This window comes from Actinomadura sp. WMMB 499, from assembly GCF_008824145.1.
Lineage (GTDB): Bacteria > Actinomycetota > Actinomycetes > Streptosporangiales > Streptosporangiaceae > Spirillospora.
On the sequence record NZ_CP044407.1, the window covers coordinates 5,639,291 to 5,657,444 of the forward strand.

Genomic DNA, 18,154 nt, shown 5'->3' on the forward strand with positions numbered 1-18,154 from the left:
CGGCGGACATGCACCGGCTCGGCGTCCGGCTGGCCGGCCGGCTGGGCCCCGGCGACCTGCTGGTCCTGTCGGGCGACCTCGGCGCGGGCAAGACGACGCTGACCCAGGGCATCGGCGAGGGACTGAAGGTCCGCGGGCCGATCACCTCGCCGACGTTCGTGATCGCGCGCGTCCACCCGTCGCTCGCGGACGGCCCTCCGCTGGTGCACGTGGACGCCTACCGGCTGGGCGGTTTCGCGGAGCTGGACGACCTCGACCTGGACGCGTCCGTCGCCGAATCGGTGACGGTCGTGGAATGGGGAGAAGGCCTCGCCGAGGGGCTCGCCGACGACCGGTTGGAAATGATCATTTCGCGGGGCGGCGGTACCGATGAGACGCGCGAAGTAAGGATCGTCGGGGTCGGTCATCGCTGGTCCGACCTGGAGTGGGACCTCCCGACCGGCTAACCTGAAAAGTTCTCACTTTTTGCCGGGATTAGTTGGTTCACTTTACGGTGACATGTCGTACTCTTTGCCGGAACAACCTCATTAGGCGACATATCGATTTCCTCGTGCGGGAGTGGATCCGGTGAGTGGTAGCCATCGCAGCGGTGATGACCGCGCGGACAGCTACCGCGGTCCGGGCGGTGGCCGGAGCGACGGGTACCGCACGGACGGCGGTGGGCACGGCATGGGCGGTTCCGGCGAGCGGGCCGCCCGTCCCGGCACGGGCGGGTACCCCGAGGACCCTCTCGGCTCTCCGGCCGGATCCCCGACGTCCGGATACCCGACGGCCCCCGCCACCGGTTCCGACACCGGCCGCTACTCGTCCGGCGGCCACTCGTCCGGCGGCTATTCGACGGGCGGCTACTCGTCCGGCGGCTATTCGACGGGCGGGTACTCGACCGGCGGCTACGCCACGGGCGGGTACTCGACGGGCGGGTACTCGCAGTCGGGCGGCTCGGGCCAGTACTCGTCCGGTGGGCAGGCTCCGGGCGGTTACGAGCAGGGCGGCGGCTACGGCCGGGACTCCGGCTCCGGCGGGTACCCGACCGGCGGATACCCGCGGACGGGCGGCGCGAGCGGCCACGAGGCCGATCCCGGACGGTACGCCGCGGGCCCCCCAAGCTCGGACGACCACGCCTACGCGCGAGGCTCGCAGGCCGCACGGACGCAGGGCCCACGGGACACGCGCGAGCCACGGGACCCGCGCGACACGCGCGACCCGCGCGATTCGTCCGGACGCGGCGGGTACCGGTCGGGGACCGGCAGCCACCGCGTCGTGCGCGAGGAGCGCCGCGGGCGGCGCTGGGGGATCGTCCTGGTCGGGGCCTTCGCGGGCATCGCGGCGTGCGTGCTCGCCGTGTTCGTGGTCGTGTCCGGGACCGGATCGGACGGCACGGACGGCACCGGGCGGATCGTGGGCAGCGGCGCGTCCGAGAGCGCGTCGGCCGGGACCTCGGAGTTCTCCGGCGTCCCGGACTCGTGCACGATCGTCGGCACCGACCTCATCGACCGGCTCGCGCCCGACGCCGAGCGCAACGAGGCCGACAACTACCAGGGCAACGACCGGCAGACGCAGTGCGTGTGGGGCGTCTACGCCGGCGACCAGAAGCGGCAGCTGACCATCGAGCTGCGCGCGATCGAGGCCGCGGGCGGCGCGACGGCCACCGCGACCGCGCAGCGGACGTACGCGTCCGAGCAGAAGGTCGACGAGGCGGGCGAGGCGCTGCTGGAAGGTCAGGAACTCGCCGACAAGCGGCGCCTGGACGGCGTCGGCGACGAGGGCTACGTCGTCTACAGCGTGGACGGCCAGCACGGGTCGGGCGAGGCGATCGCGAACGTCCGGCACGCCAACGTGCTCGTCACGATCCACTACACGGGGTCGGACGGCGAGGACCCGCTGAGCTACGAGACCGCCGGCGACGGCGCGGTCGAGGCGGCCGAGGCCGTACTCGCGAAGCTCAAGGAGTCCTGACGGCGCACGGCCTGCACTACCCTTGTAATCCGTGCTGGTCTTGGCTTTCGATACCGCGACCGCCGCGGTCACCGTGGCGCTGTACGAGTGGGTTCCGGGCGAGGGCGCCGCGTGCCGCGGCGCGGCCGGGGCCGTCGACCGGCGCAAGCACACCGAACTGCTCACCCCGTCGATCGCGCGGGTGATGGCGGACGCGGGCGCGGCGCCGGACGACCTGAGCGCGATCGCCGTCGGGGTCGGTCCCGGCCCCTACACGGGCCTGCGGGTCGGGCTCGTCACCGCCCGCGCCATGGGCGAGGCCCTCAAGGTCCCGGTGCACGGCGTCTGCACGCTGGACGTCCTCGCCTGGGAGACCGGACGCGACGAACCGTTCGTCGTCGCCACCGACGCGCGCCGCAAGGAGCTGTACTGGGCGCGCTACCACTCGGCTCGCGCGCGCGCCACCGGGCCCACGGTCGGCCCACCGGCGGACGTGGAAGCCGAAGGGCTCCCCGTCGTCGGCGAAGGGGCCGCGCTGTACTTCGGCGACGCCGCGCACGAACCGATGCTGCCGAACGCGCGCGCGCTCGCGGAACTGGCCGTCGCCCGGCTGTCCGGCCGCAGGGGCCCGGACCTGCTGCCACCCGAACCGCTCTACCTGCGCAGGCCCGACGCCAAGGAGCCGGGCCCGCGCAAGAAGGTGACGCCGGCATGAGCACCCCCGGCGACCGCCCCGCGAACGCCCGCCCCGAGGCGGACGGGCCCCGGACGGAGATCGTGCTGCGGGACATGACGGAGGCCGATCTGCCGACCGTCCACCACCTGGAGCAGCAGCTGTTCCCCGACGACGCGTGGACCGAGCAGATGCTCCGGGAGGAGCTGTCCGGGCAGCCCGGCACCCGCCGCTACGTGATCGCGGAGTCGCCGCCCGGCGAGGTCGTCGGCTACGCGGGCCTGGCGAGCGCGGGCGGGCAGGCGGACGTCCAGACGATCGGCGTCGTGCCCGGCCGGCGCGGCGGCGGGATCGGCGCGGCGCTGCTCACCGAGCTGATCGACGAGGCGGTGCGGCGCGGCAGCGAGGGGCTGTTCCTGGAGGTCCGGGTCGACAACGCCCCGGCCCGCCGGCTCTACGACCGGTTCGGGTTCGAGCAGATCGGCATCCGCGAGCGCTACTACCAGCCCGCGAACGTGGACGCGGCGGTGATGTTCCGCAGGCTGCGGCCCCGCCCGCCCGTGGGCTTCACGAGGGAGGAATCGTGATCGGGGACTCCGAGCCGCTGGTGCTCGGCATCGAGACCTCGTGCGACGAGACCGGGGTTGGCATCGTCCGGGGACGCACGCTGCTGGCGGACGCGATCGCGTCCAGCGTCGAGCAGCACGCCCGGTTCGGCGGCGTCGTGCCGGAGGTCGCGTCGCGCGCGCATCTGGAGGCGATGGGCCCGACGGTCGAGCGGGCGCTCGCCGACGCGGGCGTCACGTTCACCGACGTCGACGCGTTCGCCGTCACCGCCGGGCCGGGGCTGCCGGGCGCGCTGATGGTCGGGGTGGCCGCCGCGAAGGCGTACGCGCTGTCGCTGGGCAAGCCGCTGTACGGGGTGAACCACCTGGCCGCGCACGTGTGCGTCGACCAGCTCGAACACGGCCCGCTGCCGAAGCCGTGCGTGGCGCTGCTGGTGTCGGGCGGGCACTCGTCGATCCTGCTGGTGCCGGACGTCGCCTCGGACGTCCGGTCGCTGGGCAGCACCGTGGACGACGCGGCGGGCGAGGCGTTCGACAAGGTCGCGCGGGTGCTCGACCTCGGGTTCCCCGGCGGGCCGGTGATCGACGCGCGGGCCCGGGAGGGCGACCCGGCGGCGATCGCGTTCCCGCGCGGCAAGTACAACGACGGAACCTACGACTTCTCGTTCTCCGGCCTGAAGACGGCCGTGGCGCGCTGGGTGGAGGCCCGGCAGCTGGCGGGCGAGCCGGTCCCGGTCGCGGACGTCGCGGCGTCGTTCCAGGAGGCCGTGGTGGACGTCCTGGTCCACAAGGCGCTCAAGGTGTGCAAGGACAACGGCGCCCGCGACCTGCTGATCGGCGGCGGCGTCGCGGCGAACTCGCGGCTGCGGGCGCTCGCGGCGGAGCGGTGCGAGCGCGCGGGCGTGCGGCTGCGGGTGCCGCGCCCGAAGCTGTGCACCGACAACGGCGCGATGGTCGCGGCGCTCGGCTCGGAACTGGTGTCGGCCGGTCTGGCGCCGTCCGAGCTGGAACTCCCGGCCGACTCCAGCCTCCCGATCGAGACCGTCACGCTCTAGCCGCGCGGGCGGTCAGCCGTGCAGCTCCGGCAGCAGCGCGGCGAGGTAGTCCTCCAGGAGCGGGACGGTCTCCGCGTCGAGCGGCGCGCCCGTGACCTCGGGCAGCAGGTCCAGGACGGACCGGACGTCCCAGTACGGGTCGTGCGCGTGCCCGCCCGACACCATGTCGAACGTCGACCGGAACCGGTCGGCGACGGACGGCCCGTACCGGACGGCGAGGCAGCGCCGCATGTGCGCGACGTCGACCGCGACCGGCCCGGACGACGCGTCGGACCAGTCGACGACGCCGGTGAGCTTCCCGTACGTCCACAGCGTGTTGTCGGCGTGGTAGTCGCGGTGGATGAACCGGGCGGGCGCCTCGGGGGCGGGCCGGGACGCCGCCTCGAACACGCGCTCCCACAGTTCGGGGCGGAGCGCGTGCTCGGGCGGAACGCGCACGTCCAGCCGGTTGTGCGGGACGTACGGCGGCATCGTCGCCGCGCCGTTCACGCCGTGCACCAGCAGGAGCGCGGCGGCGAGCTGGATCAGGTACTCGGGGAGGTCGTCGGGGGAGGGGCGCGGCGGATGGCCGGGCAGCCGGGAGATCAGCAGCGCGGGGACGTCGCAGTACGCGCCGGCCGGGTCGGCGGCGACGAGCGAGGGGGTCGCGACCTCGGCGGCGGCGAGCAGCGCCAGCGCGGCGATCTCGCGCTCGGGGGAGAACTCGGTGTCGCCGAACGTCCGGCGCGCGGGCCCGCCGGTGCCGCCGGTGCCGCTCGCGGCGCTCGCGTCCGTGCGGGCGTCCGTGCGGGCGTCGGCGCCCGGCGCGTCCCGGGCCGTCCAGCGGCGCAGCACCAGCCGGTGGGCGCTGCCGGATCTGCTCTCCACCAGCAGCGCGTGGTTGGCGTGCGCGGTGCCGCCGGGGAGGGGGCGCACCATGCGCACCTCGGCGCCCTTCCCGAGGCACTGCTCGACCCAGCGCAGGGTGGCTTCGCCGGGCGGGGCGCCGAGCGGTTGGCTGAGAGCCTGAGTATGGGTCACGGGGTCCATGAAAACGGATTCCGAACGGTATTGGGAGTGATTTTGCGAAGACGGAACGTAACAAACAGCACGTCATCGCCGTCCCCTGCCGCCGGACTTTCGGGCATCCCACCCATTTAGCGGACGAACTTCTCAGATTCCGTTCGGTATCTGTCCGGTTCCGGACGGTGCTCGCCGGTGCCCGTCCCGGCCGTCCGGGCCGGCCCGGAAACGGGGACGGGCGGGGCCGCGCCGGCGGCCCCGCCCGTCGATCTCCGGGAAGCGCCCCGGTGCCCGGCCCCGCGCCGGTCGCCGCCGTCGGCCTCCGCCGTCAGTCCTTGCCGTCCCGCCGCGGGCGCAGCAGCGCCTCCGCCAGCGCCAGCATCGTCTCCTCCAGCGTCGACAGTCGCTTCAGCACGTCCTCGTGCACCGCGCCCACCTGCTTGGTCACGTCGTCGTGCACGTTCTCGACCTTGCGGCCCACCTCGTCCTCGACGTGCGAGAACCGCTTGGTGAACTCGGCCTGCACCGCTTCGGCGCGGCGCCCCACCTCGTGGTGCACGCCCTCCATCCGCCGGACGAAGTCGTCCTGGACGCCGCCGACCTGCCGGGCCACGTCCTCCTGCAGGTTCCCGACCTGCTTGGCGACGTCCTCGTGGATGCCGCCGACCTGCCGCGTGACGTCGTCGTGGATGTCGCCGAACCGCTTGCCGAAGTCGTCGTGCACGCCGCCGACCTGCCGCGTCACCTCGTGGTGCACCGACTCCACCTGCTTGGTCACGTCGATGTGCACCGACTCGACGCGGCGCGACACGATGTCGACCTGCGCGGTGAACTCCTCCAGCGCCCCGTCGACCTTCTTCGTGACCTCCTCGTGGATGCCCTCGATCCGCTTGCGGACGTCGTCGTGCACGTCGTCGAAGCGGCGGGTGAACTCGTCCATCCGGCGGGCGACGTCGCTGTAGGCCGTCTCGGCGATCTCCGCCATCGTCGCCTTGATCTCGTCGCGGTCGGGACGGGCCCGCAGCTCCTCGACGAGCGGGTCCACGGCCTCGGCGAGGTGCTTCTCCAGCGCGTCGAACCGGTCGCCGTGGTCGGGCGCCGGGCGCTGCACCAGCTCGGTGAGCATGCGGTGCACATCGGTGATCTCCAGCGCGTCCGGGAGCCGGGCGATGCGCTCGCCCACGCCGTCGATCCGTCCCTCGATGTTCTCGAACCGGCCGTCGACGCCGTCCAGCTTGCCCGACAGGCCCTCGAGCCGCCCGTCGACGCCGTCCAGCCGCCCGTCCAGCCCGTCCAGCCGGCCGCCGACGCCCTCGACCCGGCCGCTGACCGCCTCCAGGCCCTGCTCCATCCGCTCGGCCATCTCGCCGAGCGACTGGTCGACGCGCGCGGTGACGCCGTTGATCGAGTGCTCCAGCCGCTCCGAGCGGTGCCCCAGCTCCGCGAGCGACTTGTCGAGCCGGTTGAACCGGACGGACGCGGCCTCCATGCTGCCCTGCAGCTTGTCGAGCCGCTTGGTCATCTCGTCCATCCGCTGCGACGCCTGCTGCGTGACGTCGGTGATGTGCTGCGCGGAGTCGAGGACGGCCTGGAGGCGGCCCAGGCCCTCGTCCACGTGCTCGGCGACGACGCCGACGTCGGCCCACAGCGCCGGAAGCTCCGCGACCGGCTTGACCTTCTCCCCGACGGACTCGATGTGCAGGGCGAGGCCCTCGGCCCACTCGGGGGGCTTGCCCGCGAGGTCGTCCACCTGCCCGCGGACGCTCTCGATCTGCCCGGTCAGCCCGGTGAGCTCCCGCTCCCGGACCTCCCGCAGCAGCCACTCCATCCCCTCCAGCCGCTGGCGTATCTCATCCAGGACCTGACCCTGCGAGCGCTGTTCGTAGACGTGGTCCTGCGCCGCACGGGCGAGCAACTCCCGCATCCGATCCGAGACCGGTTGACCCCCTGTCTGCAGGAAGTTGTGATTCGTTTCCACCGGAGCTCCTTCGTGTGCCGACGCGACGAAATGGCGCACGGCAATGAATCGTGAAGCCGCCACTCTAGTGCGTGTAGAGCGCCGCTATAACGGGTAGCAGGGAACGTTGCGAGTTCCGTGGAATGCACTCGTTTTCCAAATGGCGAAGAAGGTCGGAATTCGAGATCATTGCCATGAAATTCCCGATTCACGGACCGGTGGGGCACTTGCCATCGTGTGATGGGGCCTGTCCGGCGGCACGGACGGGCGCGCGGGCGGGTGCCGTGTCCGTACATCTCGCCCAACATCGGCAGTTCGCGAGCCCCCGCCGGGCGCGGACGGCGTGCCCCGGACCCCGCCGCCGCGGCCGTGCGGCGGGCCGCCGCCGGGGCCGCGGGCGGAATTTTTCACGACCACGCTGCCGGTTCCTGAACAACCCTTGGCGTTTACCCGGCCGATGATCCGGACGCCGCGATTCGCGGGCCCCGTTACGGCCTTGCCGCGCGGCCCGCGGTCCCCTGGGGAACGCAATGCCGGAAAGCACCGATGATTTGCGCGGCCGTGACGCCGCGCCGGGACGCGCTTGGGCTCCCCGGGGTCCCCGGAAGATCTTTGGAATCGATTCCCGGGCGCCGCCGCTCCGGGCGGGTCAGCGCCCTTCCGGCCCGCCGGACGGACCCGCCGGGGGAGGGGCCGCCGGAGGGGGCCCCGAGGGGGCCAGCGGGCGCGCCAGCAGCGCCACCGGGTCCCGCCCGACGCGCGTCACCACGACCGTCAGCCCGACCGTCCCCCGCCTGCCCCGGCGCCCGCCGAACCCCAGGTCGCGGCGCAGCTTGTCCACGTCCACGGCCGACCCGCGCTTCTTGACCGTCAGCACCCCGACGTCCCGCCGCCGCAGCTCCGCGCGCAGCCGCTTCACCGAGAACGGCAGCACGTCCTCGATCTCGTACCCGGACGCGAACGGCGTCGCGTGCGCCTCGTCCGAGGTCACGTACGCGATGCGCGGGTCGGCGAGCCCGCCGCCGACCCGGTCCGCGACCTCCGCCACCAGGTGCGCCCGGATGACCGCGCCGTCCGGCTCGTACAGGTAACGGCCCCACGGCCGGACGTCCGGGTCGCCGAGCCCGCGCGGGAACAGCGAGCCCGCCACCGCGCCCGTCCCGTCCAGCAGCGTCGCGCGGCGCGGCACGCCGCCCGCGAGCCGCCCCAGCCACAGCGCGGCCTCCTTCACGTCCCCGCCGACCGAGATCCACTCGGCCTCCGCACCGTCCGGGACGGCCTCGTGCGGGACGCCCGGCGCGACCTTCACGCAGCCGGCGTCCGTCCGTCCGGCCAGGTCGAGGACGGCGTCGAGCGGCGGCTCGTACGCGCGCGGGTCGAACACCCGGCCGCGCGCCGTGCGGCGCCCGGGGTCGGCGAACACGGCCGCGTACCCGTCCGGGTCCTGCTCGACGGCGTCGCCCACCCGGACGGACGCGCGGTCGGCGACGTCCAGCGCGTCCACGTTCGCCTGCGCGACCTCCGCCGTCAGGGGGTCGAGCTCCACGCCGTCCCCGGAGAGCCCCGCGCGCGCTCGGGCGATGAGATCGGCGCCGATGCCGCAGCCCAGTTCCAGCACACGCGCGCCCGGAAGCCGGTCCTCGAACCGTCCCGCCCTGTACGCCGCCACGCTCGCCCTCGTCGACTGCTCGAGCCCGGCTTCGGTGAAGTACATCCGCTCGGCGTCCGCACCGAACTTGACCTTCGCGCGTTCCCGCAGCCGCGCCTGGGTCAGCGCCGCCGCGACCAGTTCGGGTTCGTGTCGTTCGCGCAGCCGCGCCGCCGTCGCGAGCAGCCCGTCCCCGCCGACGTCCGCGCCGGTCGCCGCGGCGAGAACGTCCTGGCCGGAGGGGGTCCGCAGCGCGCGGAACGAGACCGAGTCCATAGAGTGAAGTTAGCGGCCCGTGAACGCCGCGGAACCGTTGCCGGACGGCCGCCCCGGGCGTTCGCGTCCGTGTTGACGAGCCACCGGCCACGGCATAGTTTCTGTGTTGGCACTCTCCACGCTAGAGTGCCAACACAGCGACAAGGTCGGTCTGGCACCCGCGACGGCAGGCCGGTCCAGGGTCGCCTCTCTCTGTCACAGTTACCGGTCGGCCGACCATGGCCGGCCGAGGACCTATCGAAGGGGAGGTCAGATCGTGACGACCGCCACCAAGGTCACTCTCAAGCCGCTCGAGGACCGCATCGTCGTCCAGCCGCTCGAGGCCGAGACCACCACCGCGTCGGGCCTGGTGATTCCCGACACCGCCAAGGAGAAGCCCCAGGAGGGCACGGTCGTGGCCGTCGGCCCGGGCCGCGTCGACGACAAGGGCGACCGCGTCCCCGTCGACGTCAAGGTCGGCGAGGTCGTGCTGTACAGCAAGTACGGCGGCACCGAGGTCAAGTACAACAACGAGGAGTACCTCGTGCTCTCGGCCCGCGACGTGCTCGCGGTCATCGAGAAGTAACCGAGCGAGACGTGATGCGCCCGCCCCGGTCCGCGCCGACTTCGGCGGGGCCGGGGCGGACCGCGTGAAAGAGGAGAATCCGCATGGCGAAGATCCTGGAGTTCGATGAGGACGCTCGCCGGGCTCTTGAGCGCGGCGTCAACGCTCTCGCTGACGCCGTGAAGGTGACGATCGGCCCGCGCGGCCGCAACGTCGTCATCGACAAGAAGTTCGGCGCGCCGACGATCACCAACGACGGCGTCACCATCGCCCGCGAGGTGGAGCTGGAGGACCCCTACGAGAACCTGGGGGCCCAGCTCGCCAAGGAAGTGGCGACCAAGACCAACGACATCGCGGGCGACGGCACCACCACGGCGACCGTCCTCGCGCAGGCGCTGGTCCGCGAGGGCACCCGCAACGTCGCCGCCGGCGCGTCGCCGCTCGCCCTCAAGCGCGGCATGGACGCCGCCGCCCAGTTCGTGTCCGACCAGCTGCTGAAGACGTCCCGCGAGGTCGCCTCCAAGGAGGAGATCGCGCACGTCGCGACCATCTCCGCGCAGGACCCGCAGATCGGCGAGCTGATCGCCGAGGCGTTCGACAAGGTCGGCAAGGACGGCGTCATCACCGTCGAGGAGGCCCACACCATGGGCCTCGAGCTGGAGTTCACCGAGGGCCTCCAGTTCGACAAGGGCTACCTGTCCCCGCACATGGTCACCGACCCCGAGCGCATGGAGGCCGTCCTCGAGGACGCCTACGTGCTCATCGTGGACGGCAAGATCTCCAACGTGCAGGAGTTCCTGCCGCTGGCGGAGAAGGTCGCCCAGACCAAGAAGCCGCTGCTGGTCGTGGCCGAGGACGTCGAGGGCGAGGCCCTCGCGCTGCTCGTCGCCAACAAGATCCGCGGCACCTTCACCTCCGTCGCCGTCAAGGCGCCGGGCTTCGGTGACCGCCGCAAGGCGATGCTGGGCGACATGGCCACCCTGACCGGCGGCCAGGTCGTCTCCGAGGCCATCGGCCTCAAGCTCGACTCGATCGACATCGACGACCTGGGCCGCGCGCGCCGGATCACCGTCACCAAGGACAACACCACCATCGTCGATGGCGAGGGGTCCGCGGACGAGATCACCGCGCGGGTCAACCAGATCAAGGTCGAGATCGAGAACAGCGACTCCGACTGGGACCGCGAGAAGCTGCAGGAGCGGCTGGCCAAGCTGGCCGGCGGCGTCTGCGTGCTGCGCGTCGGCGCCGCCACCGAGGTGGAGCTGAAGGAGAAGAAGCACCGCCTCGAGGACGCCATCTCCTCCAGCCGCGCCGGCATCGAGGAGGGCATGGTCTCCGGTGGCGGCAGCGCCCTGGTGCACGTCGCCAAGGAGGGCTTCGACTCCATCGGCCTGTCCGGTGACGAGGCCGTCGGCGCCGAGGCGCTGCGCCGCGCGCTCGACGAGCCGCTCCGGTGGATCGCCGAGAACGCGGGCCAGGAGGGCTACGTCGTCGTCTCCAAGGTGCGCGACCTGCAGGCCGGCCACGGCTACAACGCCGCCACCGGCGAGTACGGCGACCTGGTCGCCCAGGGCGTCATCGACCCGGTGAAGGTCACCCGTTCGGCCGTCACCAACGCCGCCTCCATCGCGGGCATGCTGCTCACGACCGAGGCGCTCGTGGTCGACAAGCCGGAGGAGGAAGAGGAGCCCGCCGGCGGTCACGGCCACGGCCACGGTCACGGCCACTGATCGACGGCTCTGCTTGACGGCGCTGCTTGACGGCGCTGCTTGACGGAGCTGCTTCACGGCGGCGCCGAAAGGCCACGTCGGGCCGCGTGTCGCGCGGCGCCCGAGGTGCCGGAAAGGGCCCCCGTCCGTACGGACGGGGGCCCTTTCGCGCACCCCCCGCCGCAGAACTGTGACCATTCCGTTGTACGAGACGGTGGCGACACGCCCGGCGGCGCTGGGCATCATGCTTGACGTGACCCAGGGAAGCCACGCCCGGACCATGGCCGCGAGCGCAGCCGAGCTCTCCGGGGGACCGCCGCCCCCGCCCCGCGACACGGGCCGCGGGAGGCGGCGCACGGCGAAACCCGACGACGGTGATCTCAAGGAACTGACCGCGCTCGCCGTGCAGGGCGATCCCGGTGCGATCGAGGTGCTGATCGCCGAGGTCCGCCCCATGATCGTCCGGTACTGCCGGGCCCGGCTCGGCCGCGTCTCGGGGCAGTACCACATCGCCGACGACGTGGCGCAGGAGGTGTGCATCGCCGTCCTGTCGGCCCTGCCCCGCTACCGGGACATGGGCCGCCCCTTCGCGTCGTTCGTCTTCGGCATCGCCGCGCACAAGATCGCGGACGCGCTGCGCAGCGCGGTCCGCGCGGCCGTCCCCACCGAGGACCTGCCGGACGGCCCGGACGACCGGCCCGGGCCCGAGGAGACGGTGGTGCGGCACATCGAGGCGCAGCGCGCCCGCGACCTGCTGACGCGGCTGCCCGAGCAGCAGCGCGAGCTGGTGCTGCTGCGCGTCGTGGCGGGTCTGTCGGCCGAGGAGACCGGTAATGTACTGGGCATGTCCGCGGGGGCGGTACGGGTCGCGCAGCACCGGGCGCTGGCCCGGCTTCGGGCGATGGCCAGAGAGGAGTCGATCGCTTGACGGAGCGGAGCCCCGGCGCCCCGAATCCGGCCGAGCCTGCTCGCCCCCACGACGTCCCCGCAGCGGGGCACGGGCCATCGGCCCCCACCGACCTGAGCGCGGTGCGCCGTACCGACGCCATCATCGACGCCATGGCGGCCCGGCGCGCTGCCGGCTCCGCTGAACCGGGCGACCCCGACCCGGCCGTCCGGTTACTGAACGCGCTGATCAGCGACATCGAGGAACCCGCCCCGCCCGTCCCGGCCGGGCCCGGCCCGCGCCGTCGCGGCCCCCGCACCATCGTCGCGCTCGGCGTCGCGGGCGCCGTCCTGGCCAGCACCGGCGTCGCCGCCGCGGGCAGCGGGGTGACCGACCGGTCGTCCGCGGTCGCGCCCACCACTCCGGGTCCGTCCGGTCCGTCCGGTCCGCCCGCCGACGCCGACGACTCGGTCGCCGCCACGCACGCGAAGCCGGCGCCGCCCGCGCCGCGCCGGTCCGAGCCCGCCCGCCCGTCCGCGCCCGTCCCGGCGGCCTCGCCGGCCCCCGGCCGGGAGCGGGAGGCCCCCGAGCACATCGAGCGCGCCTTCCGGGAGCGGCTGGAGCGGCTCCTCGCCGAAGCCCGCGAGGACGGCCGCCTCGACGGCCGTCCGGACGGTCCCCCGGACGGGCCCACCCCGATGCCGCCGATGTCGGCGACCGGCCGGGACGACGACTCCGAACCGTCCCCCACCCTCGAGGACCTGCGCGACGAGGCCCGCGAACGCTGGAACCGCCTCGCCCGTCCCGACTAGCCCCCGGCCGGTCCCGGCTAGGGCAGGACGTCCAGCAGCGCCCGGATCGCCGGCTCGTACGCGTGCTCGGGCGGCGCGGCGTAGCCGACGACCAGCCCGTCGCCGCCCGGTCCGTCCGGTCCGTCCGGTCCGCCCGCGTCCGGATGCCGGAAGGCGCCCAGCCCGTCCACGGCGATCCCGGCCCGCGCCGCCGCGCGCAGCGTCGCCGCCTCCGTGCCGTCCGGCAGCCGCAGCACCACGTGCAGCCCGGCCGCCATCCCGGACACGCCGACGTGCGGCGCCCGCTCCGCCAGCGCCGCGGTGAGCCGGTCGCGCCGCCGCCGGTACCGCTGCCGCATCCGGCGCACCTGCCGGTCGTAGGAACCCGACTCCAGGAAGTCGGCGAGGGTGAGCTGGTCGAGCGAGCTCGCCCACGCCTCCCGCTCGCCCTTCACCGCGAGCACGCCCTCGACCAGCCGTCCGGGCAGCACCATCCAGCCCAGCCGGACCGCCGGGGACAGGCTCTTGCTCACCGACCCCGCGTACACCACGCGGTCCGGGGCCAGCCCCTGGACGGCCCCGACGGGCCGGCGGTCGTAGCGGAACTCGCCGTCGTAGTCGTCCTCGACGATCACCCCGCCGCCCGCCGCCCAGTCCACGACCGCCGCCCGCCGGCGCGGATGCAGCGGCCCGCCCGTCGGGAACTGGTGCGCGGGCGTCAGCAGCACCGCGCGCTCACCGCCCAGCCCGTCCACCCGCGCGCCGTCCGCGTCCACGGCCAGCGGCCGGGTGCGGACGCCCGCCCCGGCCAGCAGTCCGCGGTGGAACGGCAGCCCGTAGGCCTCCACCGCCAGCGGCCCTCGCAGCACCCGCCCGCCGAACAGCAGCCGGAGCGCGTGCGAGAACCCCGAGCAGACCACGATGCGCTCCGGATCGGCCCGCACCCCCCGCGTGCGCGCCAGGTACTCGGCCAGTGCCCTGCGCAGCTCGGGACGTCCCCTCGGGTCGCCGGGGCCGAACGCCTCGCTCGGGGCGGCGGTGAGCGCGCGCCGCGCCGACGCCAGCCACGCGGTCCGCGGGAACGACGCCGGATCCGGCTTGCCCTGCCCCAGGTCGTGCCGGGGCGGCGGGCGCGGCGGGCTCGGCCGGGGCGGCGCCGGCGGTCGTGCCCGCAGCGCGACCCGCGTCCCCGACCCCTGCCGCGCGGTCAGCCAGCCCTCGGCGACCAGCTCGGCGTAGGCGTCGGCGACCGTGTTGCGCGCGAGCCCGAGGTCGGCGGCCAGCGACCGGTACGGCGGGAGCCGCGTCCCCGGGGCCAGCCGTCCGGACCGGACCGCCTCCCGCAGCGCCCGGGTCAGCGCCGCCCGCCGCCCACCACCCGACGGCTCCACCAGCAGGTCGGCACCGATCCGCTCGGCCAGATTGACCCAGACTTTCGCCATGAGATTGCACCCTAACGAAGGTCTATTCCGTCCCTAGGTTGGCCATATGACCTTCGAGAACATCCGCGGCCGCGTCCTCCTCCCCGGCGACGCCGGCTTCGACGACGCCCGCCGCCCCTGGAACCTCGCCGTCGACCAGCCCGTCGCCGCCGTCGTCGAGGCGGCCGACGCCGCCGACGTCGCCGCGCTCGTCCGGCACGCCCGCGCGTCCGGCCGCACCATCACCACCCAGCCGTCCGGGCACGGCGCCACCGGCCGCACCGAGGACGCGATCCTGCTGCGCACCGGACGCCTCGACGGCCTGCGCGTCGACCCGTCCACCCGCACCGCCCGCGCCGGGGCGGGCGTGAACTGGGGCCGTGTGCAGGCCGCCGCCGCGCCGCACGGCCTCACCGGCCTGCCCGGCAGCTCCCCGGTCGTCAGCGTCACCGGCTACACCCTCGGCGGCGGGCTCGGTTGGTTCGGCCGCGCCCACGGCTGGGCCGCCGACTCCGTCACGGCCTTCGACGTCGTCGACGCCGGCGGCGCCGCCCGCCGCGTCACGCCCGCCGGCGATCCCGACCTGTTCTGGGCGCTGCGCGGCGGGGGCGGCGACTTCGCGATCGTCACCGCGGTCGAGTTCGCCCTGCACCCCGCCCCGGCCCTGTACGGCGGCCGCGTCCTGTGGAGCGGCGACCGGCTCCCCGAGGTCATGGACGCCTACCGCGAGCTGACCGCCGCCGCGCCCGACCATGTCACGGCCTGGCTGGACGTCCTGCACTTCCCCGGCTCGGACCCGCTCGTCGCGATCGACGTCACCGTCCTCGGCGACGCCCGCGACCTGCTGCGTCCCCTCGACGCGATCCCGGGTGCGCTCTCCGACGGCCGCCGGCCCATGTCGCCGGCCGACCTCGGCACGATCACCGCCGAACCCACCGCCCCCGGTGCCGGCCTGTCGCGCGGCGAACTGCTGACCGACCTCGACGACGGCACCGTCAAGACCCTGCTGTCCGACCCGATCGCCCCGCTCATGAGTCTGCAGATCCGGCATCTCGGCGGCGCGTTCGGCCGCCCGTCCGACACCCCGCACGGCCCGCTGACCGAGCCCTACGCGCTCTACCTGTTCGGCGTCCCGACCGGCCCCGAGTCGTCCGCCGCGATCACCGCGAAGCAGCGGGCTCTGGCCGGCGCCCTCGGGCCCCACTTGTCGGGACGCAAGCCCTTCACGTACCTGAACGCCGCGGAGACCGCCGCCGACGCCTTCGGCCCCGCGGCCCTCGGCCGGCTGCGCGACATCAAGCGGACCCGCGACCCGCACGGCGTCTTCCGCAGCAACTTCCCCGTCCTCGCCGACGGGTGAGGGGTGGTGTTCGGTGCTACTCGGGGGAAGGCCGGTTTCCGGGCCCGGCCGGGCCGGGTGGCCCCATCGGGGCGGCGGCTCCCGGGCCGCCCGGAAGGGTCAGTCGTCGCGGCCTTCCTCGCTGTCGATGACGCCGTCGACGTAGCCGCGGGCGTACTCCCACGAGACGTAGTCGACGGGGTCGGGGGACAGGGCCGGCTCGTGGACGCGGGGAAGGCCCTCGTCGAGGAGGTGCCGAAGGTTGCCGTGCAGGAGATCCCAGTCGATGTAGTGCGCCTTGCCGCAGTCGCCGCAGTCGACGGTGAGGCCGCGGACGCCCAGGGGTTCGAGCAGGGCGCGGAAGACCTCGAGGTCGGCGAGGTCGGCGAGGACGTCCTCGCGTTCGGTCACGCTGAGCGGGGCGGCGTCCTCGCCCGGATCGCCGAGCGACGCCGCCGGATCGTCCGGATCTCCGGCGAACGGGTCGAGCGGAGCGTCGTCGTGCACACCCCCACGCTACTGCCAGTGCCCCCTGGAGGTGCACCCCCCGGTCGGCGGTGCGTCGGAACGTCCGGCAAGTCAGGGGGTATGCGGGGTGTGTGTGGGGGGTGTGTGGGGGAATGTCGGGGCGGGTCGCGGTTGTTGGTCGGTGTCATCAAGCCCACGCGGGGACCGTCCCCAACCGCCCTTCGCGGCGCGGGTGCACGGCCTACCATGGGTACAGGGTCGCCGTGACCTGGCCGGACACCGCCACCAGCTACGAAAGGGCGTCATGAACCCCGCCGCCGAGCCCGCCAAGTTCCTTCCCCAGGGCCTCACCTTCGACGACGTCCTCTTGCTTCCCGGGTACTCCGATCTGCAGCCGGGGGAGGCCGACACCACGACGCGGCTGACCCGCGAGATCTCGCTGCGGATCCCGCTGCTGTCGGCGGCGATGGACACGGTGACCGAGGCCCGGACGGCGGTCGCGATGGCGCGGCAGGGCGGCATCGGCGTGCTGCACCGCAACATGCCGATCGAGGAGCAGGCCGACCAGGCCGACCGGGTGAAGCGGTCCGAGGCCGGGATGATCACCAAGCCGGTGACGTGCCTGCCGGACGCCACGCTCGCCGACGTCGAGGAGCTGTGCGCCCGCTACCGGATCTCCGGGGTGCCGGTCACCGACGTGCGGGGCGTGCTCGTCGGCATCGTGACGAACCGCGACATGCGGTTCGAGAACGACCCGGCCCGTCCGGTGCGCGAGGTCATGACGCCCATGCCGCTGGTCACCGCGCCGGTGGACGTGGCGCGCGACGAGGCGTTCGCGCTGCTGGCGGGCAACAAGGTCGAGAAGCTCCCGCTGGTCGACGGGGAGGGCCGGCTCCGCGGCCTGATCACCACCAAGGACTTCACCAAGAGCGAGAAGTACCCGGACTCGACCAAGGACGCGGACGGACGGCTCCTGGTGGCGGCGGCCGTGGGCGTCGGCGAGGACGCGGTGGCGCGGGCGCGCGCGCTCGTCGAGGCGGGCACCGACGTGATCATCGTCGACACCGCGCACGGGCACTCCAAGGGCGTCGCCGACACCATCGCGACGATCAAGGCGGGCGCCCCGGTGCAGGTGGTCGGCGGGAACGTCGCCACGTACGCGGGCGCGAGGCTGCTGGTGGAGGCCGGGGTGGACGCCGTCAAGGTGGGCGTCGGACCGGGGTCGATCTGCACCACCCGGATCGTCGCGGGCGTCGGTGTCCCGCAGCTCACGGCGATCTCCGAGGCGGCGCGGGCGGCGAAGGAGGCCGGCGTCCCGGTGATCGGCGACGGCGGCATCCAGTACTCCGGCGACATCGCCAAGGCCGTCGTGGCGGGCGCCGACACGGTGATGCTCGGCAGCCTGCTGGCGGGCATCGAGGAGTCGCCGGGCGAGCTGATCTTCGTGCACGGCAAGCAGTACAAGTCGTACCGGGGCATGGGTTCGCTGGGCGCGATGCGCAACCGGGAGCGGGGCGCCTCGTTCTCCAAGGACCGGTACGCGCAGGCCGACGTGAGCAGCGAGGAGAAGCTGATCCCCGAGGGCGTCGAGGGGCAGGTCCCGTACCGGGGGCCGCTCGCGAACGTCGCGCACCAGCTCGTCGGCGGCCTGCACCAGTCGATGTGGTACGCCGGGACCCGGACGATCCCCGAGCTGCAGGAGCGCGGGCAGCTGATGCGGATCAGCCCGGCCGGGCTGCGGGAGAGCCACCCGCACGACATCCAGATGACGGTCGAGGCGCCGAACTACCAGGGACGCTGAGGCGCGGGGCCGTCCGCGGGGCCGTTCGCGGGGCCGTTCGCGGGGACCGTTCGCCGGTCGTCCCGGCCGGTTCCTGGCCCTGT

General features: G+C 73.9%; 16 protein-coding genes. 11 read left to right on the forward strand and 5 right to left on the reverse strand.

The window, feature by feature from the left end; translation table 11 throughout:
* Positions 1 to 8: 8 nt before the first annotated feature.
* The 5 genes from tsaE (at position 9) to tsaD (ending at position 4,229) form a co-directional block, all read left to right on the forward strand.
* On the forward strand, positions 9 to 446 hold the full coding sequence (gene tsaE / locus F7P10_RS25365) for a tRNA (adenosine(37)-N6)-threonylcarbamoyltransferase complex ATPase subunit type 1 TsaE (RefSeq protein ID WP_151018282.1): 438 nt from the start codon (positions 9 to 11) through the stop codon (positions 444 to 446).
* A 223-nt stretch (positions 447 to 669) separates the two neighbouring features.
* Positions 670 to 1,956: a hypothetical protein gene (locus F7P10_RS25370; RefSeq protein ID WP_151012867.1), complete on the forward strand. Its 1,287-nt coding sequence runs from the start codon at positions 670 to 672 to the stop codon at positions 1,954 to 1,956.
* Between the two features lie 31 nt (positions 1,957 to 1,987).
* Positions 1,988 to 2,650 carry a tRNA (adenosine(37)-N6)-threonylcarbamoyltransferase complex dimerization subunit type 1 TsaB gene (gene tsaB / locus F7P10_RS25375; protein ID WP_151012869.1) on the forward strand — a complete coding sequence of 221 codons (663 nt, stop codon included), beginning with the start codon at positions 1,988 to 1,990 and terminating at the stop codon, positions 2,648 to 2,650.
* Positions 2,647 to 3,195, forward strand: a complete 549-nt coding sequence (gene rimI, locus F7P10_RS25380; RefSeq protein WP_151012871.1) for a ribosomal protein S18-alanine N-acetyltransferase — start codon at positions 2,647 to 2,649, stop codon at positions 3,193 to 3,195. Before tsaB ends, rimI begins: the two co-directional genes overlap by 4 nt.
* On the forward strand, positions 3,192 to 4,229 hold the full coding sequence (gene tsaD / locus F7P10_RS25385; protein ID WP_218040139.1) for a tRNA (adenosine(37)-N6)-threonylcarbamoyltransferase complex transferase subunit TsaD: 1,038 nt from the start codon (positions 3,192 to 3,194) through the stop codon (positions 4,227 to 4,229). The genes rimI and tsaD overlap by 4 nt, the downstream gene beginning before the upstream one ends.
* Positions 4,230 to 4,241: 12 nt before the next feature.
* Here the strand turns inward: tsaD and F7P10_RS25390 are convergent, their stop codons facing one another.
* The 3 genes from F7P10_RS25390 to F7P10_RS25400 form a co-directional block, all read right to left on the reverse strand.
* The gene (locus F7P10_RS25390) at positions 4,242 to 5,258 is read right to left on the reverse strand and encodes an aminoglycoside phosphotransferase family protein (protein ID WP_151012873.1); all 1,017 of its coding nucleotides are present in this window, start codon (positions 5,256 to 5,258) and stop codon (positions 4,242 to 4,244) included.
* A 301-nt stretch (positions 5,259 to 5,559) separates the two neighbouring features.
* On the reverse strand, positions 5,560 to 7,155 hold the full coding sequence (locus F7P10_RS25395) for a hypothetical protein (protein ID WP_176611649.1): 1,596 nt from the start codon (positions 7,153 to 7,155) through the stop codon (positions 5,560 to 5,562).
* Between the two features lie 682 nt (positions 7,156 to 7,837).
* Positions 7,838 to 9,112, reverse strand: coding sequence for an SAM-dependent methyltransferase (locus F7P10_RS25400; protein WP_151012877.1), 1,275 nt, complete (start codon positions 9,110 to 9,112; stop codon positions 7,838 to 7,840).
* 253 nt (positions 9,113 to 9,365) lie between these two features.
* Here F7P10_RS25400 and groES point away from each other — a divergent pair, with 253 nt between their 5' ends.
* The 4 genes from groES to F7P10_RS25420 all read left to right on the forward strand — a co-directional run bounded on the left by groES (position 9,366) and on the right by F7P10_RS25420 (position 13,063).
* Positions 9,366 to 9,677 carry a co-chaperone GroES gene (gene groES, locus F7P10_RS25405; RefSeq protein ID WP_199747575.1) on the forward strand — a complete coding sequence of 104 codons (312 nt, stop codon included), beginning with the start codon at positions 9,366 to 9,368 and terminating at the stop codon, positions 9,675 to 9,677.
* An 83-nt stretch (positions 9,678 to 9,760) separates the two neighbouring features.
* Positions 9,761 to 11,386 (forward strand): chaperonin GroEL, encoded by a 1,626-nt coding sequence (gene groL, locus F7P10_RS25410; RefSeq protein ID WP_151012879.1) that lies wholly within the window; start codon positions 9,761 to 9,763, stop codon positions 11,384 to 11,386.
* Between the two features lie 232 nt (positions 11,387 to 11,618).
* Entirely contained in the window at positions 11,619 to 12,293 is a 675-nt protein-coding gene (locus F7P10_RS25415; RefSeq protein WP_229817379.1) for a sigma-70 family RNA polymerase sigma factor, read from the forward strand.
* Positions 12,290 to 13,063, forward strand: coding sequence for a hypothetical protein (locus F7P10_RS25420; RefSeq protein WP_151012881.1), 774 nt, complete (start codon positions 12,290 to 12,292; stop codon positions 13,061 to 13,063). The genes F7P10_RS25415 and F7P10_RS25420 overlap by 4 nt, the downstream gene beginning before the upstream one ends.
* A gap of 17 nt (positions 13,064 to 13,080) precedes the next feature.
* Here F7P10_RS25420 and F7P10_RS25425 read toward each other — a convergent pair whose 3' ends face one another.
* A complete protein-coding gene (locus F7P10_RS25425) occupies positions 13,081 to 14,484 on the reverse strand; it encodes a PLP-dependent aminotransferase family protein (RefSeq protein WP_151012883.1) in 1,404 nt (467 codons plus the stop codon).
* Positions 14,485 to 14,530: 46 nt separating this feature from the next.
* On the opposite strand from F7P10_RS25425, the gene F7P10_RS25430 reads away from it, so the two are divergent.
* A complete protein-coding gene (locus F7P10_RS25430) occupies positions 14,531 to 15,823 on the forward strand; it encodes an FAD-binding oxidoreductase (protein WP_151012885.1) in 1,293 nt (430 codons plus the stop codon).
* 99 nt (positions 15,824 to 15,922) lie between these two features.
* On the opposite strand, the gene F7P10_RS25435 is transcribed toward F7P10_RS25430, so the two are convergent.
* Positions 15,923 to 16,309: a DUF5319 domain-containing protein gene (locus tag F7P10_RS25435; RefSeq protein ID WP_151012887.1), complete on the reverse strand. Its 387-nt coding sequence runs from the start codon at positions 16,307 to 16,309 to the stop codon at positions 15,923 to 15,925.
* A gap of 265 nt (positions 16,310 to 16,574) precedes the next feature.
* Here F7P10_RS25435 and guaB point away from each other — a divergent pair, with 265 nt between their 5' ends.
* Positions 16,575 to 18,071 carry an IMP dehydrogenase gene (guaB, locus tag F7P10_RS25440; protein ID WP_151012889.1) on the forward strand — a complete coding sequence of 499 codons (1,497 nt, stop codon included), beginning with the start codon at positions 16,575 to 16,577 and terminating at the stop codon, positions 18,069 to 18,071.
* Positions 18,072 to 18,154: the final 83 nt, after the last annotated feature.